General features: G+C 43.5%; 24 protein-coding genes and 1 tRNA gene. 10 read left to right on the top strand and 15 right to left on the bottom strand.

Annotated features, from left to right (window positions below; all coding sequences use genetic code 11):
* Together ACWB1W_RS06515 and ACWB1W_RS06510 are read right to left on the bottom strand one after the other, a co-directional pair.
* Window positions 1-359: polyprenyl synthetase family protein (locus ACWB1W_RS06515; RefSeq protein WP_479370570.1), on the bottom strand; the 359-nt coding region annotated here is incomplete at its 3' end.
* A 15-nt stretch (window positions 360-374) separates the two neighbouring features.
* Window positions 375-451 (bottom strand) — tRNA-Arg (locus ACWB1W_RS06510).
* Window positions 452-545: 94 nt separating this feature from the next.
* Here ACWB1W_RS06510 and ACWB1W_RS06505 point away from each other — a divergent pair.
* From ACWB1W_RS06505 to ACWB1W_RS06470, 8 genes are read left to right on the top strand one after another with little or no spacing between them, the layout of a single operon-like run.
* Window positions 546-1,019, top strand: a complete 474-nt coding sequence (locus ACWB1W_RS06505) for an iron-sulfur cluster assembly scaffold protein (RefSeq protein WP_461832372.1) — start codon at window positions 546-548, stop codon at window positions 1,017-1,019.
* Between the two features lies 1 nt (window position 1,020).
* The gene (locus ACWB1W_RS06500) at window positions 1,021-2,067 is read left to right on the top strand and encodes a hypothetical protein (RefSeq protein ID WP_479370569.1); all 1,047 of its coding nucleotides are present in this window, start codon (window positions 1,021-1,023) and stop codon (window positions 2,065-2,067) included.
* Complete coding sequence (locus tag ACWB1W_RS06495) at window positions 2,057-2,311, top strand: sulfurtransferase TusA family protein (RefSeq protein WP_459775741.1); 255 nt, start codon at window positions 2,057-2,059, stop codon at window positions 2,309-2,311. Before ACWB1W_RS06500 ends, ACWB1W_RS06495 begins: the two co-directional genes overlap by 11 nt.
* Complete coding sequence (locus ACWB1W_RS06490; protein ID WP_479370568.1) at window positions 2,311-2,559, top strand: DUF1858 domain-containing protein; 249 nt, start codon at window positions 2,311-2,313, stop codon at window positions 2,557-2,559. Before ACWB1W_RS06495 ends, ACWB1W_RS06490 begins: the two co-directional genes overlap by 1 nt.
* Before the next feature lie 3 nt (window positions 2,560-2,562).
* Window positions 2,563-2,826, top strand: a complete 264-nt coding sequence (locus ACWB1W_RS06485) for a NifU family protein (RefSeq protein WP_479370567.1) — start codon at window positions 2,563-2,565, stop codon at window positions 2,824-2,826.
* Entirely contained in the window at window positions 2,826-3,629 is an 804-nt protein-coding gene (gene aroE / locus ACWB1W_RS06480) for a shikimate dehydrogenase (RefSeq protein ID WP_479370566.1), read from the top strand. The genes ACWB1W_RS06485 and aroE overlap by 1 nt, the downstream gene beginning before the upstream one ends.
* Complete coding sequence (locus tag ACWB1W_RS06475) at window positions 3,622-4,077, top strand: nucleoside deaminase (protein WP_479370565.1); 456 nt, start codon at window positions 3,622-3,624, stop codon at window positions 4,075-4,077. Before aroE ends, ACWB1W_RS06475 begins: the two co-directional genes overlap by 8 nt.
* Window positions 4,078-4,584 (top strand): DUF3467 domain-containing protein, encoded by a 507-nt coding sequence (locus ACWB1W_RS06470; RefSeq protein ID WP_479370564.1) that lies wholly within the window; start codon window positions 4,078-4,080, stop codon window positions 4,582-4,584. It abuts the gene before it with no gap.
* Here ACWB1W_RS06470 and ACWB1W_RS06465 read toward each other — a convergent pair.
* Both ACWB1W_RS06465 and phoU read right to left on the bottom strand, forming a co-directional pair.
* Window positions 4,533-6,266 (bottom strand): sensor histidine kinase, encoded by a 1,734-nt coding sequence (locus ACWB1W_RS06465; protein ID WP_479370563.1) that lies wholly within the window; start codon window positions 6,264-6,266, stop codon window positions 4,533-4,535. The genes ACWB1W_RS06470 and ACWB1W_RS06465 overlap by 52 nt on opposite strands.
* A complete protein-coding gene (phoU, locus tag ACWB1W_RS06460; RefSeq protein WP_479370562.1) occupies window positions 6,256-6,924 on the bottom strand; it encodes a phosphate signaling complex protein PhoU in 669 nt (222 codons plus the stop codon). The genes ACWB1W_RS06465 and phoU overlap by 11 nt, the downstream gene beginning before the upstream one ends.
* Before the next feature lie 15 nt (window positions 6,925-6,939).
* Here phoU and ACWB1W_RS06455 point away from each other — a divergent pair, with 15 nt between their 5' ends.
* Entirely contained in the window at window positions 6,940-7,515 is a 576-nt protein-coding gene (locus ACWB1W_RS06455; RefSeq protein ID WP_479370561.1) for a D-sedoheptulose 7-phosphate isomerase, read from the top strand.
* Window positions 7,500-8,324, top strand: coding sequence for an NAD(+)/NADH kinase (locus ACWB1W_RS06450; RefSeq protein WP_479370560.1), 825 nt, complete (start codon window positions 7,500-7,502; stop codon window positions 8,322-8,324). Before ACWB1W_RS06455 ends, ACWB1W_RS06450 begins: the two co-directional genes overlap by 16 nt.
* Here the strand turns inward: ACWB1W_RS06450 and ACWB1W_RS06445 are convergent.
* From ACWB1W_RS06445 to gyrB, 11 genes are read right to left on the bottom strand one after another with little or no spacing between them, the layout of a single operon-like run.
* Complete coding sequence (locus ACWB1W_RS06445) at window positions 8,310-9,023, bottom strand: ATP-binding protein (protein WP_479370559.1); 714 nt, start codon at window positions 9,021-9,023, stop codon at window positions 8,310-8,312. The two genes, ACWB1W_RS06450 and ACWB1W_RS06445, sit on opposite strands and share 15 nt — an antisense overlap.
* Window positions 9,024-9,052: 29 nt before the next feature.
* Window positions 9,053-9,811, bottom strand: coding sequence for a slipin family protein (locus tag ACWB1W_RS06440; protein ID WP_479370558.1), 759 nt, complete (start codon window positions 9,809-9,811; stop codon window positions 9,053-9,055).
* 14 nt (window positions 9,812-9,825) lie between these two features.
* Complete coding sequence (locus ACWB1W_RS06435) at window positions 9,826-10,680, bottom strand: MBL fold metallo-hydrolase (RefSeq protein WP_479370557.1); 855 nt, start codon at window positions 10,678-10,680, stop codon at window positions 9,826-9,828.
* A 2-nt stretch (window positions 10,681-10,682) separates the two neighbouring features.
* Entirely contained in the window at window positions 10,683-12,746 is a 2,064-nt protein-coding gene (locus ACWB1W_RS06430) for a thioredoxin domain-containing protein (RefSeq protein ID WP_479370556.1), read from the bottom strand.
* Window positions 12,747-12,755: 9 nt separating this feature from the next.
* Complete coding sequence (locus tag ACWB1W_RS06425; protein ID WP_479370555.1) at window positions 12,756-13,364, bottom strand: hypothetical protein; 609 nt, start codon at window positions 13,362-13,364, stop codon at window positions 12,756-12,758.
* The gene (locus ACWB1W_RS06420; RefSeq protein WP_479370554.1) at window positions 13,361-14,257 is read right to left on the bottom strand and encodes a type IV pilus biogenesis protein PilM; all 897 of its coding nucleotides are present in this window, start codon (window positions 14,255-14,257) and stop codon (window positions 13,361-13,363) included. Before ACWB1W_RS06420 ends, ACWB1W_RS06425 begins: the two co-directional genes overlap by 4 nt.
* The gene (ppsA, locus tag ACWB1W_RS06415; RefSeq protein ID WP_479370553.1) at window positions 14,254-16,824 is read right to left on the bottom strand and encodes a pyruvate, water dikinase; all 2,571 of its coding nucleotides are present in this window, start codon (window positions 16,822-16,824) and stop codon (window positions 14,254-14,256) included. Before ppsA ends, ACWB1W_RS06420 begins: the two co-directional genes overlap by 4 nt.
* Entirely contained in the window at window positions 16,811-18,817 is a 2,007-nt protein-coding gene (gene glyS, locus ACWB1W_RS06410; RefSeq protein WP_479370552.1) for a glycine--tRNA ligase subunit beta, read from the bottom strand. The genes ppsA and glyS overlap by 14 nt, the downstream gene beginning before the upstream one ends.
* Window positions 18,818-18,834: 17 nt before the next feature.
* Window positions 18,835-19,968, bottom strand: a complete 1,134-nt coding sequence (locus tag ACWB1W_RS06405; RefSeq protein ID WP_479370551.1) for an acetoin utilization protein AcuC — start codon at window positions 19,966-19,968, stop codon at window positions 18,835-18,837.
* On the bottom strand, window positions 19,955-20,797 hold the full coding sequence (locus tag ACWB1W_RS06400) for a universal stress protein (protein ID WP_479370550.1): 843 nt from the start codon (window positions 20,795-20,797) through the stop codon (window positions 19,955-19,957). Before ACWB1W_RS06400 ends, ACWB1W_RS06405 begins: the two co-directional genes overlap by 14 nt.
* Complete coding sequence (gyrB, locus tag ACWB1W_RS06395) at window positions 20,790-23,171, bottom strand: DNA topoisomerase (ATP-hydrolyzing) subunit B (RefSeq protein ID WP_479370549.1); 2,382 nt, start codon at window positions 23,169-23,171, stop codon at window positions 20,790-20,792. Before gyrB ends, ACWB1W_RS06400 begins: the two co-directional genes overlap by 8 nt.
* Between the last annotated feature and the right edge of the window lie 531 nt (window positions 23,172-23,702).

The raw sequence follows: 23,702 nt of genomic DNA, 5'->3' as shown, positions 1-23,702 counted from the left end.
TCTATGTTTCCGTAGGTTGAGAAAAGGTGAAGGGCTTTAGCATACATGTAATCTCCCGTGAGAACCGCAACTCCGTTTCCGAAAACGAGGTTGGCGGACCTTTTCCCCCTTCTCGTTTTTGCTCCGTCCACCACATCGTCGTGAAGCAGGGAAGCAACGTGGATATACTCAAGTCCTACACCGAGGGGAATGGCTTTCTCGGGATTTCCACCGCATAAACCGCAGGTGAGAACCGTAAAAAGGGGTCTCAGTCTCTTTCCCCCGCTCTCAACTATATACCTTCCCGTCTCAAGAACGAGCTTTACCTTGGGATTCAACTCCTCAAGAAGCCTTCTTTCTATCGCATCAAGGAACTTCATCTCTCACCGAATGTTTGGTGTGCCCGGCGGGACTTGAACCCGCGACCCCGGGGTCCGGAGCCCCGTGCTCTATCCACCTGAGCTACGGGCACTAATATAATAAGATACTTTGACTTCAGTCATAACATCTTCCTTGAATTAGAATGAATTTATAATTCAGGTATAAAACCTTAAGGAGGTGAAGCCATGAGCTTTGAATACAGTGAAAAAGTTTTAGACCACTTCCTAAATCCGAGGAACGTTGGTGTTCTTGAAGACGCAAACGGTGTAGGACAATGTGGTAACCCCGCTTGCGGAGACGCTATGCTCTTTACTATAAAAGTTAATCCGGAAAATGACGTCATAGAAGACGTTAGGTTTAAGACATTCGGTTGCGGTTCCGCTATAGCGGTAAGCTCAATGCTTACCGAGATGATTAAAGGAAAACCCATACAGTATGCCCTTAACCTAACCTACAAAGATATCTTTGACGAACTCGGGGGATTACCTCCCCAAAAGATACACTGCACGAACCTCGGACTTGAAACGCTTCACGTTGCGATAAAGGACTACCTCATGAAGCAAGGAAGGGTAGAAGAAGCTTCCAAGATTCCCGACTGTTACGAAGAAGAGGAAGAAGAAGAACAAAAGCAGGAGTTTGAGTTCCTTTCGGGAACCTAAGATGAAGAAAAAGGCTCTCGCTCTTCTCTCGGGGGGGCTTGACAGCTCCCTCGCCATAAAACTCGTTCAGGAACAAGGAATAGAAGTAAAGGCTTTGCACTTTTACACCGGCTTTTGTATAACCGAGTTCAAGAGAAGGCTCGGTCAGACGAAGGAAGACGGAACTCCCTACGTTAATCCGGCTCTCAAAGCTGCAGCTCAACTCGGCGTTCCCTTGGAGATTGTTGATATATCCGAGGAGTATTACGACGTTGTTATAAATCCAAAATACGGATACGGTAAAAACGTAAATCCCTGCGTTGACTGCAGGATAATGATGCTTAGAAAGGCGAAAGAAATAATGGAAAGAGAAGGATACGACTTCGTAATAACGGGAGAGGTTGTATACCAAAGGCCTATGAGCCAAACTCCCGAAAGGTTAAAACTAATAGAAAAGGAAGCAGGACTTGAGGGACTTATTCTCAGACCTCTTTCCGCCAAGGTATTACCCCCTACCATACCCGAAAAGGAAGGATGGGTTGACAGGAGTAAACTCCTCGGAATAAGGGGAAGGAGCAGAAAGGTTCAGATAGAGCTTGCAAAAAAATACGGGCTTGAGTATGAACAGCCTGCAGGAGGATGTTGTTACCTTACCGATGAAACCTATGCGGCAAGGTTTAAAGAAGCTTACGCAACTGAAGGCGTAATAACAAGGGATGATCTGGTTCTGTTTGCGGTGGGAAGACACCTAAGACTTCCCTCCGGAACAAAGTTGATAGTTGCTAGGAACAAGGGAGAGGTTAACTTCCTAAAAGGTTTCAGAAACAGGTACGGATATGCTTACAGGAAAGATGGAAAGGGAACCTTTGCCCTCATAAAGGGAAATCCAACGGAGGAAGAGCTTCAGCTCATAGCGGATATCGTTGCCAGGTATTCAAAGAACGAGCCTTCAAAGATTGCCATACACCTCGGTGAGAAGGAAATAGAGCTTATAGGAACTCCTCCAGATGACCAATTCCTTGAAAGGTTTAAGATATACGCAAAGAAGGAGGTAAGCCATGGACGTTAAGGATATAAAGGCAGACGTTGTTCACGACGTTACGGGAACTTTTTGTCCCGTTCCCGTTGCGGAAACTGCAAAGCAGATCAAGGAAATGGAGATAGGTCAGATACTTGAGCTCATAGCGGACGACCCGGGTGTAGTTGAGGATATACCCGCTTGGTGCAAGGCAACGGGACAGGAGTTCTTAGGAATGTATGAGGAAGACGGAGAGTATCACCTCTTTGTCAAGAAGGTTAAGGAGCTCAAATAATGGCTGCGGTCATAAAGTTAACGGAAGACTTAAAGCTTACCGCTTTATTTGAGTTTCTGCCCGAGAGTAAGGAATTACTTATGAATTACGGACTTAAGAAGATTGAAGCGGACGGAGTTTACGACATCGTCGTTCCCAGGTTAACCCTAAAGGGCTTTATAACCCTCATGGAGTTATCGGAGAAGGAAAGAGAAGAGTTGTGGAGTAAACTTGAGGAACTTTACAATAAAAAAATTAGCGGAGGCTGAAAGATGGCTGAAGTTGAAAAGGTGAAAGAAGTTGAAGCGGTTCTAAACAAGATTAGACCTGCTCTTAAGGAGCACCAGGGTGAGCTAAGACTTGTTGATATCAGAGACGACGTTGTTTACCTCTCCTTTGAAGGAGGATGTTCCAGCTGTCCCGTTGTTGACATATCCCTTAAGAACCTTGTTGATACCGTAATTAAAGGAAATCTCAGGTGGGTAAGGAAAGTAGAGATAACACAACAGAAGTATAACCTCGGTCAATTTGTTTAATGATTAACAGCAAAACGGAAGTTTACGGAGTAATCGGTTATCCCGTTAAGCACTCCCTCTCTCCGCTTTTCCAGAATGCTTTCCTCAAATGGGCGGGAATAAACGGGGTTTATTTAGCCTTTGAAGTTGAACCTCCAAAGTTAAAAGAAGCGTTAGAAGGATTTAAAGCCTTAAAGGTAAAAGGGATTAACGTAACCCTTCCCCACAAAGAAAGTGTAATGAACTTCCTTGAGGAAATAGACCCGATAGCACAAGAGATAGGTGCGGTAAATACCGTAAAGTTTGAGAACGGAAAGGCAAAGGGATTTAACACCGACTGGATAGGGTTTATAAATGCTATCAAGATGCTCGTTCCTGAGATAAGGGGAAAGAACGTTCTCGTTCTCGGAGCTGGAGGAGCATCAAGGGCGGTTATTTACGGACTCATAAAGGAAGAAGCTAAGGTTTTCCTTTGGAACAGAACAAAGGAAAAGGCAGAGACACTTGCGGAAAGGTTCAACCTTGAGGTTGTAAATAGACCGGAAGAGGTTACAAACGAGGTTAATATAATAGTGAACACAACAAGTGTAGGGCTAAAAGATGATGACCCGCCGATATTTGATTACTCCCTTATAAACTCCTCGCACGTTGTCGTTGACATAATTTACAGAGAGACGAAGCTTATAAAGAGGGCTAAAGAGGTGGGGGCTAAGTATCAGGATGGTCTTCCTATGCTTCTCTGGCAAGGGATAGAAGCTTTCCGTATATGGAACGGATGCACCCCTCCCTACGAGGTCGCCCTTAGAGCGGTAAGGTGTGAATAAAGAAAAGGTTGTAAGCTTAGCGTTGAAAGAGGCGGAAAAAGCGTTAGAAGAGGGAGAAATTCCGATAGGTTGTGTGATTGTAAGGAATAATGAGGTTTTATCGGTAGCTCACAACGAAGTCGAGAGAAGAAAGGACCCGACCGCCCACGCTGAGATCCTGGCGATAAGGAGGGCAACCAAAAAACTGGGAAGAAAGTTCCTAACAGGATGTGAGGCTCTCGTAACCCTTGAGCCATGTGTTATGTGTTCCTACGCCTTCGTTTTATCAAGAATTGATAAGATAACCTTTTTAGCTCCCGATAAGAAGCACGGGGGTGTAATAAGTCTCTTTAATATACTTGATGAGCCGCTTCTTAACCACAGGGTTAGGTGGGAATACCTTCCCGTTGAAAGGGCTTCGGAACTTATGTCAGAGTTTTTTAAAAAGCTGAGGGATAAGATTTATTAGATGACACCTTTTAAGGAAATTCAACGCTTCATAAACTGGAAAGAGAGATTTTTAAGAGACTACGAGAAGATAGAGAAGGGAGACCTTGAAGCTATAAAAGAAGAAGTTAAGAATCTCTTCGGAGAAGAACCCGATGAGAGGCTCCTAAAGGCACTTAGGTCCATGTATGTTGGCGGTATGGAACACAGGGTTGAGGACGAGGAAATTAGATACTGGACCAACTGGGCGGGAGTGAAAACTTACGAGACCTTTAACCGTTTTCCTCTCCTGGATGATATAGAACTTGCTTTCGTTTTCTGGGCTCTTGGTAAACTCTTTGTTCCCCTGCTTATGCACGAGAGAGGGGTTAAGTCGGAACCATTTAAGAAGCTTTCAAGGGAAGAGCAGGAGGAAGCGGTTCTTGACGAGCTTGACACTATTTGGGAAACACAGCTTACCCTGATACTTCAGGCTCTTCAGTTTTTGGACTTAAAGTCTATCTCAAGTAAGAAGCCATCGGATGGATAAACTTTTACCTTCCAACCGTGTTCCTCTATAACCTTTTTAACTATGCTCATACCTATTCCGAACCCATTAGGGTTCTTACTGAAAAAAGGTTCAAATATATGTTCTAAGTCTTCCTCGGAGATACCCTTTCCATCGTCCCTGTATACCAGCTTATCGGAGTTAATCTTTATACTTATACGCTTTGCACCGTTCTCAATAGAGTTGTTTATTAGGTTGTAAAGAACCTCCTTAAGGAGGTTTCTGTCTGCGTATACCTCCTTTTTTCCCTCTACTTTTATATCAACACCCGTGTATAGTCTTGAAACCTCCTTCACGAGTTCTTTTAGTTCTATCCTTTCGGGATTCACCTTCTTCTCCTGCCCCAGATGTCTGAACTGGTTTACCAGATTGTTTATCCTGTCAACCTCCTTAATTATGAGAGGGAGAACCTCCTTTATTTTTTCCTTTCCGTTATCCCTCTCCAGTAGCTTTTCTATCCTCTCAAGATTAAGTTTTATGGGTGTTAAGGGGTTTTTTATCTCATGGGCTATTCTTTTTACCGCTTCTTGCCAAACCCTGAACCTTTCCGCGAGAACTATAGGTGTTACATCCTCAAATATATAAATGCTTCCATCTTCCAGATTTATCCTTTCGCACCTTATATTTTTATCCTTTCTAACTTCCTCTATTAGCCCTTTCCTGTAGTTTCCGAACATCTTCTGGAACGTTTTGTTTACGAAGGTCTCTCCGTTTTTCTTTTTGTAGAGAATGGCAACGGGAAGGGTGTCAAGGAGCTTCCTGAGGGTTTCCTTTTCCTCCTCAAGTCTCTCGTAAAGCTTTTTCAAGTTATCCTTCATATCTTTAAAGACCTTTGAGAGCTTTTCTATTTCGTCTCCCGTTTTCTCAACATTTATCTCAACGTTAAGATTTCCTTTTGCTATCTCCTGTGCTTTTTCGGTTAACCTTTCCACGGGTTCGCTTATATACCTTGCGAAGAACATTGAGAGCCAAACGGTCGCAAGTAGTGTAATGAACCCTATAGCGACTATGAGAAACACGTATATACCCGTTATTATGTCCCTCGCCTTTGTGAGGGAACGCAAATCAAAAGCGGTCTTGCCGAAAGCTTTAAGCTCTTTAAAAAACCCTTCTTTTCTCTCAACAACTACGTATTTGTCTCCCAAACATAGGTAAATCTCACTTTCCTGCTCTATATCCTCTTTACAGGGAAGATGTATCACACTTTTTACAAAGTCTATTTCGTTCAGTTTTTCGTCCGATAGCTTTTTTAAGAGTTCCTTTTCTCTATTTAGGTTCTCCTTTTTGTAAGATTCAAGTTCTTTGTATATAGTTTCGGAGCTTTTTGCGAGACCCCTTATCTTTTCACTGAAAAAAACTCTCGTTGAGTGGAATAAAAGGAATACCGAGATAAGGTTTAATGCAAGAAGCGGAACGAAGATGTAGAGTATCACGACGTTTGCTATCTTCCTTCTAAGCTTCCTCTGTGATTTTCCGAGGTAAACCTTTATGAGTTTTCTAAAGGTTACCGCTGAAATAACTATGAGGAATATAAGGTCTATGTTTATTGCTATAAGTATAAAGGGATAGTTTGCATCGGGAAGGCGACGAAGGTTTTCAAAAAAAAGCCAGTTAATTACAGCTAAAGAGATAAAGAGAAGGGCTACGAGGATATTAGTCTTCACTCTTTTCCTTTATATGCTGGTGTTTTACTATCTCTCCTTCCGAGAGGTAAATTGCTGCTTCGGCAACGTTTTCCGCGTGGTCCGCTATACGTTCGTAATGCCTCGCAACAAAGGATAGGTTCATAGCTTTCTTTATGTTTCTCGGGTCCTCAAGGACGTAAGTTATGAGTTCCCTCTCAAGCTGATGGTAAAGCTCATCTATGAGGTCATCCCTCTCTATAACTTTTTTTGCCAGGGGAACATCCTCCTGAATGAAGGATATAACGCTGTCGTTCACCATTTCTTTCACCATTTCTGCCATGAAGTTAAGGTTCACGTAAGGCTTTAAGGGTGGTTCTTCCGCAAGGAGTATTGCCCTTTCCGCTATGTTTTCCGCCTCATCTCCCATTCTCTCAAGGTCCGAAACGATCTTGTATATTCCCATAATCATACGTAGGTCTCCCGCTTCGGGCTGGTACAGGGCTATCATTCTTATGCATCTTCTTTCTATATCAACCTCAAGAAGGTCTATGTTGTCGTCCCCCTTAATTACCTCCTCCGCGAGTTCTACATTCTGTTTATTCAGTGCCTGTGTAGCCTTATCTATTGCCTCCTGAACGTATTTCGCCATTTTTATTACGAGTTCCTTTGTTTCCTCAAGTTCTTTAAAGAGTTTCATAATAGTATTTAATATATGATAGACCTCGTTAGGAAAATCTTTAAGGAGAGTGCGGAAGTAAAGCTCGCATTCCTGGAACTATACGCGGAACGGATAGTAGAGATTGCTGGGATAATAGCAACAGCCTTAAAGGACGGGAATAAGGTCATTCTATTCGGAAACGGAGGAAGTGCGGCGGATGCTCAGCACATAGCAGCTGAACTTGTAGGAAGGTTTAAAAGGGAAAGGAAACCTCTTCCCGCCGTAGCTCTAACTACGGACACCTCTATACTCACCGCACTCGGGAACGATTACGGCTTTGAGACGATATTTGAGAGACAGGTTGAAGCCCTCTGCACCCCCGGAGATGTTGCGATAGGGATTACCACTTCGGGGAACTCGGAGAACGTTATAAGAGGTCTTAAGAAGGCTCACGACCTCGGAGCTACCACGGTGGCTTTTACGGGAAGAAACGGCGGTAAGGTTGCCCAGATAGCCCATTACACCTTCATCGTTCCTTCCTATGAGACCCCCAGAATTCAAGAGTGCCATATAACCCTCGGTCATACCATCTGCGAGCTCGTTGACAGGATGCTATGCGAAGAGTCCTAGTCTTTCTAAAGGATTCAAAAAAAGCCATTGAGACCTTTAAGCTAATTGAGCCCGTTCTTAGGGATTACGGGGTTAAGTACAAGAAGTTTGTAAACAGAAGGAACTTCGTTAAGAAGCTCAGACCGGTAAATTACGAGCTTTTCCTCGTTATAGGTGGGGATGGAACGTTCCTGAGCGGTGCACGTATAGCTTCGAGGTATGGCATTCCACTTATAGGAATAAACGAGGGAAGATTCGGTTTTCTCACGGAGATTAGGAAGGAAGAAGCAAGAGAGGTTCTTCCCTTAATCCTTGAAGGAAAGGTAAGTATCCAAGAGAGGCTTATGATAGACGTTTTTTTAAGGAGGAAAACTAAGTTAAGGTATCTCGGGAATTACCTTAACGATGCTGTCGTATCAAAGAGCAGTATAGCGAGGGTAATAAAAACGGAAGTTTTTGTAAATAACGAGAAGATAGTTGAGGTTTTCGGAGACGGTGTAATACTCTCAACGCCTACAGGTTCAACCGCATACGCCCTTTCCGCGGGAGGTCCTATACTTTACCCCGAGTCTAAAAACCTCCTGTTTGTTCCCATATGCCCCCATACCCTAAGTAACAGACCTCTTGTCCTTCCGTCGGAGTTCACGATAACCTTTAAGATGGCTTACGGAAGTACCGAGGGTTATCTTACCCTTGATGGTCAGGAGGGAACCTACTTACGGAAGGGGGACGAGGTTATCGTAAAGGCTTCCAGATACGTGTGTAAAACCTTTGCTCACCCTTATAAAACCTTTTTCGGTATTCTGAGGGAGAAGTTAAGATGGGGGTAGTTTTGGTCTAACCCTCTTGACTTTTCTGATGTCCTCTCCCCTCATTATGACGAGGTCGTTCATTTCGTAAAGTTTTGAAACGACGTTTTCCCCAAGTCTTGCACTCAAATCCTGACTTATCTTTATGTTGCTTTCCTCACTTTCAAGGTTGAAGTTCGTCGTAATTATTGTGCTCTTGAGGTTGTTATACCTGTAAGTGATTATGTAGGAAATAAGTTCCCTTTGCCAATCACTCAGCCTTTCGGAACCGAGGTCGTCAAGGACGAGAACGGGAACGTTCAGAACCGCTTTTATGAACTTAAGGTCCCTTCCCTCGTCTATAGCCATTTTCAGCCTGTATATTAAGTCTTTAGTGTCAAAGAAAACACCCCTAACATGTTTCTTCTCGTAAAGAGCTTTTAAAACAGCTACAGCTATATGGGTCTTCCCTATACCGGGAGAACCTACGAAGGTGATACCCCTTCCTTCCTCCTCGTTAAAAGCGTAAACGAACTTTTTCGCAACGAGAAGGGCTCCATCCTGAGAAGGGTTCATCGGTTTGTAGTTATCAAGGGAGACGTTCCAATACCTCTTGGGAATGTTTAACTCCCTGTTTATGTCCCTGTTTTTATACCTGCATACGCAGGGTTTTAGAGTCCCGTGACGGGTTTTTACGAAACCGGTGCCGTGGCAAAGTTCGCATGTATCAACTTTTTCCATAGGTTTTAAAAATAAATACTTTAAAGGCCTTATCCAGTATTCTTCTTTTTCATAAACTCAACGAGTTCAAGGGGAAACGGGAATATAACGGTTTTTGCGTTGTGAAGTCCTATCGTGTGTAGGGTTTCCAGGTATCTCAGTTGTATAGCTATGGGTTCCTGGGCCAGTATCCTTGCCGCATCAAGGAGCTTCTGGGCCGCTTGGTATTCCGCTTCCGCACTTATTATCTTAGCCCTTCTCTCCCTTTCAGCTTCTGCCTGTCTGGCAAGGGCTTTTCTAAGCTCTTCCGGGAGGTCTATCTTTTTTAGTTCAACCGCTATGACTTTCACACCCCAGGGGTCCGTTTGTCTATCTATTATCTCCTGGAGCTTTAAATTTATCTTTTCCCTCTGGGATAAGAGCTCGTCAAGTTCCGCTTCACCGCACACACTCCTTAAAGTAGTTTGGGCTATCTGAGATGTTGCGTACAAGTAGTCTTCAACCTCAACTATCGCCTTTATGGGGTCAACAACCCTGAAGTAGACTACCGCATCAACCTGAACAGATACATTGTCCTTCGTTATAACATCCTGGGTGGGAACGTCCAGTGTTACAGTCCTGAGAGAAACCCTTACTATACGGTCTATTATGGGGATTACTATAATTAATCCGGGACCTTTTGCTCCTATTACCCTCCCAAGACGAAACACAACGGCTCTTTCATACTCGGGGATAACCTTTATGGCTGATGCCAAAAATATTAAAACGAGTATAGCCAGGAATATGGTATTTAGCGGAAGAAACTCCATAGGAATAATATAAATCAAAGAAGTGTAATTTCCTCAACAAATCTCTTAAATTCTTCTGCCGTTATCTTTTTTATATAACCGTGACCCGGTAAAATCCAGCTAAAACGGTAGTTTAAAAGTTTTTTTATGGATTCCTTTTGTTTTTCCCAGGAATACCAACAGTACTCCTTAAAGGCAACAAGCTTTTTCCGTCTTCTGCTGTAGGCTATATGGTCTCCCGCAAAAAGATACTTTTCCTTATAAAGTAGGACCATGTGACCTTTCGTGTGTCCCGGGGTAGGTATAATCGTTAAGTCCTCATCAAGTTTTCGGGACTCGTAGCCTTCTACTTTTATTTCTGCATCCGGCATAACGTGACTGTCCGCAACGTGGATAATCCTTTTTGCGCCAAACCTCTTAGCGTATTTATCCGCATCCGCAACGTCGTCCTCGTGGGTGAGGAATATATACTCCAGACCTCCCAGTTTTTCTATTACCTCAACAAGGTGTTTAACATACCTTGGTGAATCAACCATGATATTTCCTTTTTCTCTTACTACCAGATAACTTAAAGCTCCATAGGATTTCTTTGAAGAGAAGCCGAGGAGGTAAACATTCTCAGAAATTTTTACAGGAAAACGAGTGTATATACCCTTTGGAACCTTAAGGGATACCGTTCCTATAGCGGAAACGGGACAAGAAATTAGAGCCATAAAGGCCCTTTCGTATTCCTCCCTAATTTCCGGTTGTTTTACGACAAGGGCACTTTCCTTTCCGTCTCCGAAAACCTCCGGTGCCACCTGTCTACATACGGAACAATCAATACATGATGCGTCTACGAAAAACTCCCCTTCGGCATTTCCCGCTAACCTCTTCTTTACGTCAGCCATGTTTACCTTTCCAGAACTGATTCATCAAGCTCCGTTCTCGGTTCTTCGCAAGCGTAGTTCTTACACAGGTAGTATGTAGTTTTACCGTTCACTGCTTTCATACTTTTCACAAACTCACCGATCTTTTCCGTCTTCTCATCTTTTAGAAGAACCATGAGGTCGGGAATATACTTGGAGTCTATCCTTCTTTTTATCTCACGCCAGGTGTCATCTTCGGGAATTATTACGAGTTCTTTTGATCCGTTTACCGCAAGGTCAAGGGCTATTAGGGAGAAAGTGTGTGCGGAAGGAAAGTTAGCTATTTCCCAAGAGAAAGCTTGAAGGGTTTTATAGCCGTAATCCTCAAGTTCCTTCCTTCCGATTGACCTTCCGAGCCTTATGAGGTTGAAAGCGGAAACCGAGTTACCCGAAGGGGTTGCACCATCGTAAACCTCTTTCTTTCTCACAGGTACGTCCGTGAAGAAGTCGGGAGTTTGGAAAAATCCCCCGTTTTCCTTATCCCAGAAATGTTTTATCTGAACTTCCTGAAGTCTTAATGCTTCCTCAAGATACCTGCTTTCAAGGGTAGCTTCGTAAAGTTCAAGGAGTCCCCATATGAGGTACGCGTAATCCTCAAGGAATCCGTAATACTTTGCCTCTCCCTCCATATACCTGTGTAGGAGAAGGCCTTCCCCGTTTACCATGTGCTCGAGGACGAAGTCAGCAGCCCTTTGTGCTATCCCTACCCAATCTTCTTTGCCTAGGACTTTTCCGCTGTAAGAAAGCCCTGCTACAGTAAGACCGTTCCAGTCCGTGAGAATCTTCTCATCCCTCAAGGGTTTAACTCTCTTATCCCTTGCTTTGAAGAGTTTTGTCCTAACTTCTTCAAGTTTTTTCTCAAAAGCGTCCTTATCCATATTGAGCTTTTTCGCAACTTCCTCGTAGCTCCTTCCTATGTATAGAATGTTTCTTCCCGTTTTTCTCTTAGTTGCTTCTTCAAGGTAATTGCCCTCATCCTGAATGTTGAAAACTTTTAGTACAAACTCAAGCTCTTCGGGGGTTAGAACTTCCTTTAATTCTTCAAGACTCCATGTGTAAAACTTCCCCTCTTCCCCTTCGCTATCCGCATCCCAGGCTGAGTAAAAAGCTCCCTCGGGAGAGAGCATATCTCTCTTTAAGAACTCTACTATCTCCTCCGAGGTTCTCTTAAAAAGTTCTTTTCCGATGAGCTGGTATCCCTCGGTGTAGGCTATAAGGAGTAGAGCCTGGTCGTAAAGCATTTTCTCAAAGTGGGGAAGGAGCCACTCTTTATCGGTTGAGTATCTGTGAAACCCAAAACCTACGTGGTCCCATATGCCCCCCATTCTCATAGCTGTTAATGTCTTATCTATCATCTTGAGGGCCTGTTCCCGATTATACCTGTAGTAATACCTTCCGAGGAACATAAGGTTATGGGGTATGGGAAACTTGGGAGCGTTTCCAAATCCTCCGAAATGTTCGTCGTAAGAGGAGAAAAGCTCGGAGAAAGCTCTGTGTATAACATCCTCTCCGAGTTTAGCCTCCGCTTTTTCCTTTGAAGCTTCTTCAAGGGCCTTGACCAGGTGTTTAGCTGTGTTTAAAACTTTTTCCCTGTCCTTTTCCCATAGCTCCTTAATTCTCAGGAGTATATCCTTCAGTCCCGGTCTTCCAAAAAAACTCTCTTTAGGAAAGTAGGTTCCCGCAAAAAAAGGCTCTTTATCGGGTGTCATTATAATTGTGAGGGGCCATCCACCGCTTCCCGTCATTGCTTGACACACGCTCATGTAAAAGGCGTCTATGTCGGGTCTCTCCTCACGGTCTACCTTTATGGGAACGAAGTAGTTGTTTAAGATTTCCGCTATCTCTTCGTCTTCAAAGCTTTCTTTCTCCATTACGTGACACCAGTGGCAGGTTGAGTATCCTATTGAGAGGAATATCGGCTTGTTCTCCCTTTTAGCTTTCTCAAAGGCCTCCTCGCTCCAGGGATACCAATCAACAGGATTATAAGCATGCTGTCTGAGGTAAGGACTCTTTTCCTTTATAAGTCTGTTAGGCTTCCTTTTTTCCATAGAGAAAGTTTAGGGATTTTTCTCCTTCTTTTCTATGAGCTCTATACAAAATCTCTTATATATATACCCCGCAACGGTTATAGTTTCTTGCTTTTTCAGCAGACCGAGTTCGTAAAGACTTTCATCTTCCCTAAGAGCGACAAAGTCAACCTGGAGTATTGGGTTCCTAATTGTAAATCCCTTCCTTTTTGATACGTCGCAGTTCGGTTCCCTGAAAGCACATATTGATACGTTTTGAAGAAGAACTCCCTCCTTTAAGCTATTCTTTCTCTTAAGTGTGTTTTCAAAACTTTCATTATACCTTTTTACCAAAGAGAACAGCTGTCTCTTTCTTTCAAGTCTGTTTTTTTCCGCTTCCAGGCGTCTTACAACAAGTGTAAGTCGCTGTTTTTTTGACTTTTCCCTTTGAAGTTCAGCTTTCATATCACTTAACGTGTTGTTAAGTATGAAGTAATAAGCTACCGTAAGAAGCAGTAAAACTACTCCCGCAAGGAAGATTATAGGGAAGATATTTGCGGTAACTGTTTCCTTTATCTCGGATATATCTAGGGTTTTTATTTTTTCAAGGAAGCTTATTTCCTTGTTGAGGTTTATTTTTATTAATTTTTTTCTGCTCATGCCCTCTCAAGCCCCCTTATGGAGAGAACGTAAGGTATGTAAAAGGAAGCCGATACATGCTCGGGTTCTATAGGCCCTAAAACGGGAAGGTTTGTTAAAATTTTCTCTAAAACATCGTCATACTCTATAGCTTTCCCCGCAAGGTATAGTGTGTCTACCTCGTTCATTAAAAGCTGATTTTTAACCTCTACAAACAAATCCTCAAGGAGAGTCTCGTCCTTTGTTTCAACATACTCGTTTAAAGAGAAGTTGAGTAGCGTGTACGTAACAGACTGCTCTGTGTAGTAAACGAAAACACTCTCGTGTATGTCTACGTAGAGTATCGCAAAGGGTATCCTGAGATTAAAGAGAAGACACCCGTTTATTATGGTCACTACTTCGTAATCAACTATACCGAGTTCAAGCCCCGCTTTCTCAATCATAGTTTTCAGGTTTTCGTAAACACTTTTCCGCACTATAACGAGGGCGAGAACCTTATACTTTTTGTCTTCTGTATCCCATATATAGTAGTCGTAAACGCTCTCTTCCTTCAGGTTTTCCTTTTCGGTGCTTACATATGTCTGTATAGCTTCCTCAAGATCCTTCTTTGACAGGATTGTTGGGTATTTGTTAAGCTTGAGTATCCCATGCCTTGCGGTTATGCATGTATGGGCTTTCCTTCCCTCAAGGTTAAGTTCCCTTACCTTCTCCTTTAGTATGTTTATCTTCTCTTCCTCACTCTTTCCGTACCAATTTACTTCAACGGGTTCAAAGGTGGGAAGACCGTCCTTATCAAGTTCAAGGATTCTCACAAAGTAAGGGGTAAGGTAAAGGGAGAGAGAGGTTTTAGGGGCAAAGGAAAAGGGAAGAGGAATTTTTATCCTCTTTTCTCTTAGCTTTTCAAGGAGTTTCATTTAAGAACTCCGAGCTTTTTTTCCATCTCTATTACCGCAAGGGTTGTTTTTAAAACGGAGTCGGGGTTGAGGGATATGCTGTCTATTCCCTGTTCAACGAGAAACTGGGCAAACTCCGGAAAGTCCGAGGGAGCCTGTCCGCATATTCCTACCTTTCTACCGTATTCCTTTGCGGTCTTTATGAGCTGAGCTATGAATCTTTTTACCGCTTCGTTCCTCTCATCGTATAGGTGAGCTACAAGCTCGGAATCCCTATCAAGACCGAGGGTAAGCTGGGTAAGGTCGTTAGAACCTATGGAGAAACCGTCAAATATCTGGGCATACTTGTCCGCAAGTATTACGTTGCTCGGAAGCTCTGCCATAACGTAAACCTCAAGGCCGTTATCTCCCTTCCTGAGTCCGTATTCCTCCATTACTTTTAGAACTTTCTCGCCCTCTTCCGGGGTTCTACAGAAGGGTATCATAACCTTTGTGTTGGTGAGTCCCATCTTGTTCCTCACCCTCAGTATGGCTTTACACTCCATTCCGAAGGCTTCCCTAAATACGTCCGAGTAATACCTGGATGCTCCCCTCCATCCGAGCATCGGGTTTTCCTCTTCGGGTTCAAAGAGTATTCCCCCTATGAGGTTTGCGTATTCGTTTGACTTAAAGTCCGAGAACCTAACTATGACGGGATTCGGGTAAAAGGCCGCTGCAATCTTAGCTATTCCGTAAGATAGTTTCTTTATGTAATAGGTAGCTTTGTCTTCATAACCGAAGGTGAGTTTATCTATGTCCTCAAGAATTCTCTTGAGGTTTACCCTATACTTGTCCTTTCCTTTCGCAAGCTTCTTAAGAAGTCTTTCGTTTGCGTAGTTGTAAATTATCCTGAAGTTCACAAACCCTTTATCGTCTAAAAGATTTTCCCTCTCAAGCTTCTCGTAAAGCTCAACAAGGTCTTCGTAGTGAAGGAGTGCAAGGGGGTGTATCTTTATGTAGTTGGCTATTATAAACTCCTCCCTCGCAAGTCCGACGCCGTCGTTCGGAAGGGATGCGTATCTGAAAGCGGACTCGGGATTTCCTATATTCATCATTATCTTAGTCTTGGGTTTCGGAATCTCTTTTAGGTCTATCTCCTCAACCTCGTAGTCTACTTTTCCCTCGTAAACGTATCCCGTTTCCCCTTCGGCACAGGAAACGGTTATCTCTTCCCCTGTCTTTATCTTTTCGGTTGCGTTTCCCGTTCCGACAACCGCGGGAATTCCGAGTTCTCTCGCGACTATCGCAGCGTGAGAAGTTCTACCTCCTCTGTTTGTCACTATGGCGGATGCCTTTTTCATTATGGGTTCCCAATCAGGGTCGGTTATATCCGTTATGAGTATCTCTCCTTCCCGGAACTGGTCCGCTTCTTTTAGGTCAAAAAGAACCCTTGCTTTACCCGTTGCTATCTTATCCCCTACCGCTATTCCTCTAACGATAACTCTCTTTCTCCTTTCCTCTTCGGGCGTCTTTATCTTGTAAATCTTTATTACATTGTCCTCCTTCCTTGAGTGAACGGTTTCGGGTCTTGCCTGAACGACAAAGAGCTCGTTGAGTATCCCGTCCTTTGCCCACTCAATATCCATAGGTGTCCATCTTCCGTTTTTCTTAGAGTAGTGGTCCTCTATGAGAACTCCCCACTTTGCAAGTTGAAGTATTTCATCGTCATTCAGGGCGAACTTTTTCTGTTCTTCCTTAGGAACGTTTACTATCTTTACCCTCTCGTCCCCCGCGCCGTATACCATTTTCCTGTCTTTTCTTCCGAGTTTTTTCTCAATTATCGCGGAGTATCCCTTAAGAAGCGTGGGCTTGAATACTATATACTCGTCCGGTGTTACTTCTCCCCTAACGAGAAGCTCACCGAGTCCATAAGTTGCGTTTATTATTACCACATCTTTAAATCCCGTTTCTGTGTCAAGGGTGAACATAACTCCCGAAGCTCCCAGGTCGGAACGAACCATCTTCTGGACACCGACCGCTATTCCCACCTTAAAGTGGTCAAACCCGAACCTTTCTCTGTAGACTATAGCCCTATCCGTAAATAGGGATGCAAAGCAGTTCTTTATAGCCACGAGAACATTCTCTGCTCCCACTACGTTCAGGTATGTTTCCTGCTGTCCGGCAAAAGAGGCGTCGGGAAGGTCTTCGGCGGTAGCTGAGGAGCGAACCGCTACGTCAACAGCGTGGGTGTTGTATTTTTTGGAAAGCTCGTTATAGTATTTTTTTATTTGTTCTTCCAGGTCCGGAGGAAACTCACCTCCCCTTATCAGCTCCCTTACCTCGTGTCCTCTTCTTTGTAAATCTTTAATGTCATCGGTATTCAGTCCCTCAAGTATTTTCCTTATCTTGTCTTTCAGGTTGTTGTATTCTACAAAGTAGTAATAAGCGTTTGCGGTAACTACGTATCCGTAGGGAATCTTAACCCCAAGCGGTGATAAGTTTCTTATCATCTCTCCGAGGGATGCGTTCTTCCCCCCCGCTATAGGAATGTCTTCAATGTTTACCTCATCAAGCCAAAGAACTAAAGCTTTACTTTTATCCTGAGACATCCTGACCCTCCTTTATAACAATTTCGTTAAAATCTCCAAATTTTCTAAATAAATTCTCAACTCTCTTCAGTAACGCTAACCTGTTTCGCTTTATCTGTTCGTTTTCTGCCATAACCCTCACATTATCAAAGAACCTGTCCACTACTTGCTTTAGTTTAAGGAGTTCTAAGGGAGTCTTTATTTCTTTAGATTCAAGTTCTTCAAGCGTTTTGTAAAGCTCTTTTTCCTCCTCCTTTTCAAAGAGCCCCTCTTTTACCTCGGTGTCTTCCCAGCCTTTCGGGATAATCCTTGAAACCCTTTTCGCAACCTCAACGAGTTTATTAAATTCTTCTGATTTACTCGCTTCGTAAAGAACTTCAACGTTCTTTATAACCTTGTAAGGCTCAAAGGGTGAATAAACGTTGAGAACGGCTCTTACTATATCAACCGGGTAGTCTCCGAGATAGGAGATAAGTCTCTGTTTTAGGAACTCTTCAAGCTCCTTCAGGTGTTTAACATCGCCGTATATATCCTTAAACCGGAAGAGGTCAAGGTCTAACCTCTTTTCGTGGAGTATCTTTATGACACCAAAGGCGCTCCTTCTGAGGCCGTAGGGGTCTGAACTTCCCTTTGGTATCTCACCGGCCTTAAAGAATGAGTATAAGTTATCTATCTTGTCACTGAGGGAGAGTATAGTTCCGGTTTTCGTTTCGGGAACTTCGTCCTCAAGGCTTTTGGGTTTATACTGCTCCCATAAGGCTACGGCTACCTCCTCATCGTATCCCTGCTTCAAGGCGTAAATGTATCCCATATATCCCTGAAGCTCATCAAGTTCTTTCACCATTTCTGTAAGAAGGTCCGCCTTTGATAGGTAAACAGCTGTTCTGACCTTTTCCCAATCGCACTCAAGGAGGGGACAAAGCCTTTTTGCTATCTCTTCCATTCTCTCCTCTTTCTCGTAGAGTGAACCTATCTTGGGGTGAAATACAACATTCCTAAGCTTGGGAACCAGTTCATTGAGGTTCTTTTTCAGGTCTTCCCTGTAGAAAAAGAGGGCGTCTTCAAGCCTTGCCCTTAAAACCTTTTCGTATCCCTCCCTGATCTTTTCGTTAGGTTTATTGTTACTTATACCTATGAAGTAGTTTAAAAGTTTCCCGTCCTTTTCTATGCAGAAAAACCTCTGGTGGTGTGCAGAAACCGTTATAACAACGAGGGTGGGAAGCTCAAGGTATTTTTCATCAAACCTTCCGAGAACAGCAAAGGGATACTCAACGAGGTTGGTCACCTCCTCAATAAGCCCATCGGGATAAGAAGGTTTTCCATTCACCTCTTGAGAAAGTCTTCTTATCTCTTCTTCTATTATCCTTTTTCTCTCCTCAAAAGAGGGAATTACGTAATTTTCCTTAAGGGTTTTTTCGTAATCTTTTAAGGCTTTTATCTCTATCTCCCCGGAGGATAAAAACCTGTGTCCCTTTGTTTTGTTTGAAGAAATGACGTTTCCGAAAGAAAGTTCAAGAACCTTATCGTTATGGAGTGCAAGTATCCACCTGACGGGTCTTGAGAAGGTTATCCTTTTTGAGGAGGTCCATCTCATGCGCTTAGGAAAGGGAACTGAAAGGAGAATTTCCTCAAACTCTTCCTTCAGTTTATCAACAGGGGCTTTTTCCTTTACCTTTCTTACAAGGGCTACATACTCACCTTTGTTTTTTTTTAGAACTTTTACTTCCTCGGGTTTTCCGTTGTTCCTCCTCAGAAATCCTTCAAGGGCTTTTGTGGGATTTCCTTTTTCGTCGTAAGCTACGTTTTTAGGGGGTCCCCATATAACTTCCTCTCTCTCCTCACCTTCGTTTACAAATCCTTCAAAAATAAGTGCTAATCTTCTCGGTGTTCCGTAAATTAGCACCTTTCCCGCCTTAAGAATTTCGTTTATACGCTCTTTCAGGTACTCAAGGGCGGGATTTATGACGGATGCAGGCAGTTCTTCCGTTCCTATCTCCAAGAGCAGGTTATCCATTTTTCAGGGATATTTTATCACAGGATTAAACTTCTTGCCCTATCAAGAATTTCCTTTACTTCCCTCCTTATCTCACCGCCCCTGTATGGGTCCTTTAAGCTCTCAAACATATAACTTCTGTCAACCTCGTCGTCAAACTCCTCAAAGTCTATACTCTTTAAAAGCTCAACAGCTTCGGGAGTAAGCTTCTCGGGCATTTCCCTTCCGGAAAGCTCGCACCAAAGAAGTGTCCATGCCCTTGCAAGTGCATAAGGGTGATATCCTCCTCCACCTATGTATATCCCCTCCCCGAAGAACTCCCTAACCAGATTAAAGGCTTTTAGGAAGGCGATGTTTGACAAGTTAAACTTAGAGAGGTAGTCTTCAAGAAGAAGGTCCGTTCCGAGTTGGAGTATGTAAACCTCCGGTTCATATACTTCCTTTACTATCTCAAGTGCTTTCTCAAGGGCGTAGAGGAACTCGTCGTCGTTCAGACCTTTTGGGAGCGGAATGTTTAAGTTATACCCCCTTCCTCTTCCCTCTCCGGTCTCTTCAAGGTATCCCCTTTCAAAGGGAAAGGCGTATTCGGGTGACTGGTGAAGGGAGAGAACGAATACCTCATTGGTGTCATAAAAGGCTTCCTGAACTCCATCACAGTGGTGAGCATCAAGGTCTATGTAAAGAATCCTCTTAAAACCCTTTTTCTTTCTCAGATACTCAATTCCGACTGCGGGGTCATTTATATAACAGAAGCCGTTCGCCTTATCCTTAAAGGCGTGGTGCATTCCACCCGCAGGGTTAAAAACCTTGTTTCCCTTTAAAAACTCTTCTATAGCCTGTATGGTTGAACCTGTAGCAAGAGATGAACCGGAAAACATGGCGTAGGATACGGGATTTTCATAGCTTCCTATGTTATACCTTTCCCTCGCTCCGTTGGGAACACACTGACACCTTTCCGCTTCTATGAGGGTTTCTATGTAGTCCCTATCGTGGAAAAGTAAAAGCTCTTCCATTGTTGCAGGCCTGCTTTCTATTAGTTCCTCTTCATCCAGTAGGTTCATGGCGTTCAAGAACATCAGAAGGAGCGAGACACGGGGTATTTTAAGCGGGTGATTTTTGGGATACTTATACCTTGCGTATTTCAGGCTTCCTATTAGCTTAGCCTTGCTCATCCGGATACCTTACGAGCAGAAGGGGAAGGTCAAGGTTGTGAATAACGTAGGTGGTTACACTTCCGAGGAAGAACTCTCTCACGGGACCCTTTCCGTAAGCTCCCATAAAGAGGGCATCCATTCCCTCTTCCTTACAGAATCCCACTATGACCTCCTCGGGAATTCCTTTAATTCCGTAAAACCTCATGCCCTTTCCGAGAATTTCTTCCGCCTCTCTTTCCCTCTTCTTTGCTTCCTCTAAGTTATCAACCGCGGAAACGACGTTTATCTCGTATTCGTAAACCTCCTTTAACCCTTTCGCTATCTCCATTGCCTTCCTTGAGTTTTCCTTCCCGTCATATGCTACACAAATTTTCCTAAGCTCGCTTTCCCTTGCGGGAAACATAAATACGGGACAGGGTGCGTTTCTCGCAACGTTTTCCGCATTACCGCTTACCAAAACCCCTTTTATGAGCTTCTTTCCCTTCTTCCCTATCATTATGAGGTCTTCCTTGTCCGCTTCTTTTACTATTTCCTCCCAAGGTATGCCCTGAACCTGAACTATTGACACCTTTATTCCTTCCTTCCTTCCCTCTTCCGCAAAGGTTTTTAGGAGAAGGTCTCCCTGTTCTTCAAGGAACTCCTTAACCCTCGCAGATATACCGGGGTAGAAGGTGAAACCGAGTAATGAGGAGAGGTCAAGTAAAAAACTCTCGTCCATGAGTCTCTCATCAATTACGTATATCCCCACTACGGGTATATCAAAATGCTTTCCTATCTTAAAGGCATGCTTTGTAGCAACAAGGGATGCGGGAGAGCCGTCCAGTCCTACGATTATTCTCTTAAACATCTAAGTGTTTTACCTCCTTTGCGTACTCCTCTATAAACTCCCTTCTCGGTTCTACCTGTTCCCCCATAAGTATTGTGAATATGTGGTCTGCTTCTGCCGCATCCTCTATTTTCACCTTCTTTAGTCTTCTCGTTTTTGGGTTCATCGTGGTCTCCCAGAGCTGTTCGGGGTTCATCTCTCCGAGTCCCTTATACCTCTGAACTTCCATTCCTGAGCGTGCGAAATCCATAAACTTATCGTAAACCTCGTATAGGTTGTTAACGGTTGCTTTCTTGTTCTCATACTTTATTTCCGCAGGAAGGTGTAAGTGAACTCCTTCAAGAACCTCCCTGTAGGAAAGCGAAGAGAGGAAGTTCGTGTCTATAATCGTCTCCGTTCCGAGTCTGTCGTCGTAAAGTATTATGTCATAGGCACCTTCAAACTCGTTAAACCTCGTATCAACTCTATATTCGGGAAGTTCCTCCGAAAGAAGCTTAACGACCTCCTTCACCCTGGTTACACTCCTCAAATCCTCTTCCCTTATCCTATGGTTGAGTAAGAAGTTTATAACCTCTTCTCCCTTCTTTCTTACAAGTGCCTTGTAAGAGTCCTCGTAGTCTTTTACGGTTATCAGTAAGCTTACCAGTTTATCACCTCTGTATTCGTTCCCGAGAGCATCCTTCAGAATTCCCTTATCCTTTATTTCGTTCATTAGAAAGCTTTCAAACTCCCTATCGTCCTTTATGTATATCTCTTTTTTACCTTTCTTAACCCTGTATAGTGGCGGTTCCGCTATGTAAACGTATCCCTCCTCTATGAGTTTGGGCATGAACCTGTAGAAGAAGGTAAGTAGCAGCGTTCTTATGTGGGAACCGTCAACGTCTGCGTCAGTCATTAGTATTATCTTGTGATAACGTAACTTTTTGAGGTCTATGTCTTCCCCTATACCGCAGCCTAAGGCACTCACTATAGCCTTAATCTCGTCGTTTGAGAGAACTTTATCAACCCTTGCCTTCTCAACGTTTATTATCTTTCCTCTCAGGGGAAGAATAGCCTGATACCTTCGGTCCCTCGCCTGCTTTGCAGAGCCTCCGGCTGAATCTCCCTCAACAAGGAATATCTCACACTTGGATGGGTCCCTTTCCGAGCAATCCGCAAGCTTCCCCGGAAGAACCCCCTCCTCAAGGGGAGACTTTCTCCTTACGAGCTCTTTAGCCTTCCTTGCGGCTTCCCTTGCGAGTGCGGCCTCTATAGCCTTTTCAACTATTGCTTTTAGGACATCCCTCTTTTTCTCAAAATAAGCGGTTAGGAAGTCGTAGGTTATACTCTCAACTATGTTCTTTACGTTCTGATTTCCGAGCTTCGTTTTTGTCTGTCCCTCAAACTGGGGATTGGGAACCTTACAGGCGACTACTGCGGTAAGACCTTCCCTTACATCTTCCCCGGTAAAGCTTTTTTTTAAATCCTTTGACAGCTTTAAGCCCTGTGCCATTCGTATAACCGCCTTACTTAGTCCCGCTCTGAAACCGGTTACGTGAGTTCCACCCTCAACAGTCTTTATGTTGTTAACGAAGCTTTCAATCCTTTCCTTGTAGTCCCTGACGTATTGAAAAGCTATATCAACTATAACACCTTCCTTCTCTCCCTGAATTCTTATAATGTCCTTAAAGAGGGGTTCTTTACCCTGGTTTAGGTATTTAACAAGCTCTTCTATTCCCTTTTCAAACTTATAAACGATATGCTTGCCGAGTCTTTCATCTACGAGTTCAAACTTTACCTCAGGGTTTAGATAAGCGAGTTCCCTAATCCTTTTTTCAACAATATCAAACTTTATCTCCGTCGTTTCAAATATCTGGGGGTCCGGCTTGAAACTTACCTTAGTTCCCCTCTTTATTGTCTCTCCTACAACGTGCAAGGGTTCTACCACATCACCCCGTCTGAATGCCATCCTGTATATCTTTCCGTCCCTGTATACCTCAACAACGAGCCACTCACTAAGAGCGTTAACTACCGATGCTCCAACCCCGTGAAGACCACCCGAATACGTATAAACCTTCTTCTCAAACTTTCCCCCTGCTCCGAGCATAGTAAAGACCATCTCAACCGCGGGTTTACCCGTCTCGGGGTGTATGTCCACGGGTATACCTCTCCCGTCATCTTCAACAGTTAAGGAGTTATCCATATGTATAGTCACGGATATATTTCTTGCGTATCCGGCTACCGCTTCGTCAACAGCGTTATCAAGTATCTCCCAAAGAAGGTGGTGAAGCCCTCTTTCCCCTACATCTCCGATATACATAGCAGGACGGAGCCTTACGTGCTCCAATCCCGAAACCGCTTTTATAGCCTCTGCGGTGTATTCTTCCGATTGAACCTCTTTCCTTCTTCTTGCCATTCCAATATTATATTTAAAACCTTATAAAAGCCCAGGTGCCCGAGAACTGCAAATTAGGAACGGAATGTATTCAAATGATTAGATTTTACAGTTCTCGGGTTTAACCCAATCAAAATTTTATATTCATTTGACTATATTCTGTCAATAGTTTCTAAAAAATTGATATCATACCCGTACGATGCAAAAATTTCGTTGAGTCTCGTGTTTCAATCCCTTATAGGTACCTAACAAACCTTTCTCTTTCTTCATTTTCATTATCATCTTCATCAAGTTTCAATCCCTTATAGGCACCTAACAAACACATCTGAAAATCCATATGTGTCTTCATACACAAGTGGTTTCAATCCCTTATAGGCACCTAACAAACTTGTTGTCTCCAGGGAGTCCTTTGCTCCGTACCACAAGTTTCAATCCCTTATAGGCACCTAACAAACCAGCCTACGACTTACCTTATTCAGTTGACAAGAAACCCCTGTGGCTCAACGGCCACACTTAAATTTTATAGAATTCTTTAAGAGTCGTCAAGTGGAG

This window comes from Aquifex sp., from assembly GCF_056494385.1.
The sequence above is the reverse complement of the archived record's forward strand: the minus strand, read 5'-3'. Positions and strand labels throughout refer to the sequence as shown.

Bases quoted from the DNA above. Each gene is read 5' to 3' on its own strand.
- ACWB1W_RS06505 (WP_461832372.1), top strand. From the start codon at position 546: ATGAGCTTTGAATACAGTGAAAAAGTTTTAGACCACTTCCTAAATCCG.
- ACWB1W_RS06500 (WP_479370569.1), top strand. From the start codon at position 1,021: ATGAAGAAAAAGGCTCTCGCTCTTCTCTCGGGGGGGCTTGACAGCTCC.
- ACWB1W_RS06495 (WP_459775741.1), top strand. From the start codon at position 2,057: ATGGACGTTAAGGATATAAAGGCAGACGTTGTTCACGACGTTACGGGA.
- ACWB1W_RS06490 (WP_479370568.1), top strand. From the start codon at position 2,311: ATGGCTGCGGTCATAAAGTTAACGGAAGACTTAAAGCTTACCGCTTTA.
- ACWB1W_RS06485 (WP_479370567.1), top strand. From the start codon at position 2,563: ATGGCTGAAGTTGAAAAGGTGAAAGAAGTTGAAGCGGTTCTAAACAAG.
- aroE (WP_479370566.1), top strand. From the start codon at position 2,826: ATGATTAACAGCAAAACGGAAGTTTACGGAGTAATCGGTTATCCCGTT.
- ACWB1W_RS06470 (WP_479370564.1), top strand. From the start codon at position 4,078: ATGACACCTTTTAAGGAAATTCAACGCTTCATAAACTGGAAAGAGAGA.
- phoU (WP_479370562.1), bottom strand. From the start codon at position 6,924: ATGAAACTCTTTAAAGAACTTGAGGAAACAAAGGAACTCGTAATAAAA.
- ACWB1W_RS06455 (WP_479370561.1), top strand. From the start codon at position 6,940: ATGATAGACCTCGTTAGGAAAATCTTTAAGGAGAGTGCGGAAGTAAAG.
- ACWB1W_RS06450 (WP_479370560.1), top strand. From the start codon at position 7,500: ATGCGAAGAGTCCTAGTCTTTCTAAAGGATTCAAAAAAAGCCATTGAG.
- ACWB1W_RS06445 (WP_479370559.1), bottom strand. From the start codon at position 9,023: ATGGAAAAAGTTGATACATGCGAACTTTGCCACGGCACCGGTTTCGTA.
- ACWB1W_RS06440 (WP_479370558.1), bottom strand. From the start codon at position 9,811: ATGGAGTTTCTTCCGCTAAATACCATATTCCTGGCTATACTCGTTTTA.
- ACWB1W_RS06435 (WP_479370557.1), bottom strand. From the start codon at position 10,680: ATGGCTGACGTAAAGAAGAGGTTAGCGGGAAATGCCGAAGGGGAGTTT.
- ACWB1W_RS06430 (WP_479370556.1), bottom strand. From the start codon at position 12,746: ATGGAAAAAAGGAAGCCTAACAGACTTATAAAGGAAAAGAGTCCTTAC.
- ACWB1W_RS06425 (WP_479370555.1), bottom strand. From the start codon at position 13,364: ATGAGCAGAAAAAAATTAATAAAAATAAACCTCAACAAGGAAATAAGC.
- ACWB1W_RS06420 (WP_479370554.1), bottom strand. From the start codon at position 14,257: ATGAAACTCCTTGAAAAGCTAAGAGAAAAGAGGATAAAAATTCCTCTT.
- ppsA (WP_479370553.1), bottom strand. From the start codon at position 16,824: ATGTCTCAGGATAAAAGTAAAGCTTTAGTTCTTTGGCTTGATGAGGTA.
- glyS (WP_479370552.1), bottom strand. From the start codon at position 18,817: ATGGATAACCTGCTCTTGGAGATAGGAACGGAAGAACTGCCTGCATCC.
- ACWB1W_RS06405 (WP_479370551.1), bottom strand. From the start codon at position 19,968: ATGAGCAAGGCTAAGCTAATAGGAAGCCTGAAATACGCAAGGTATAAG.
- ACWB1W_RS06400 (WP_479370550.1), bottom strand. From the start codon at position 20,797: ATGTTTAAGAGAATAATCGTAGGACTGGACGGCTCTCCCGCATCCCTT.
- gyrB (WP_479370549.1), bottom strand. From the start codon at position 23,171: ATGGCAAGAAGAAGGAAAGAGGTTCAATCGGAAGAATACACCGCAGAG.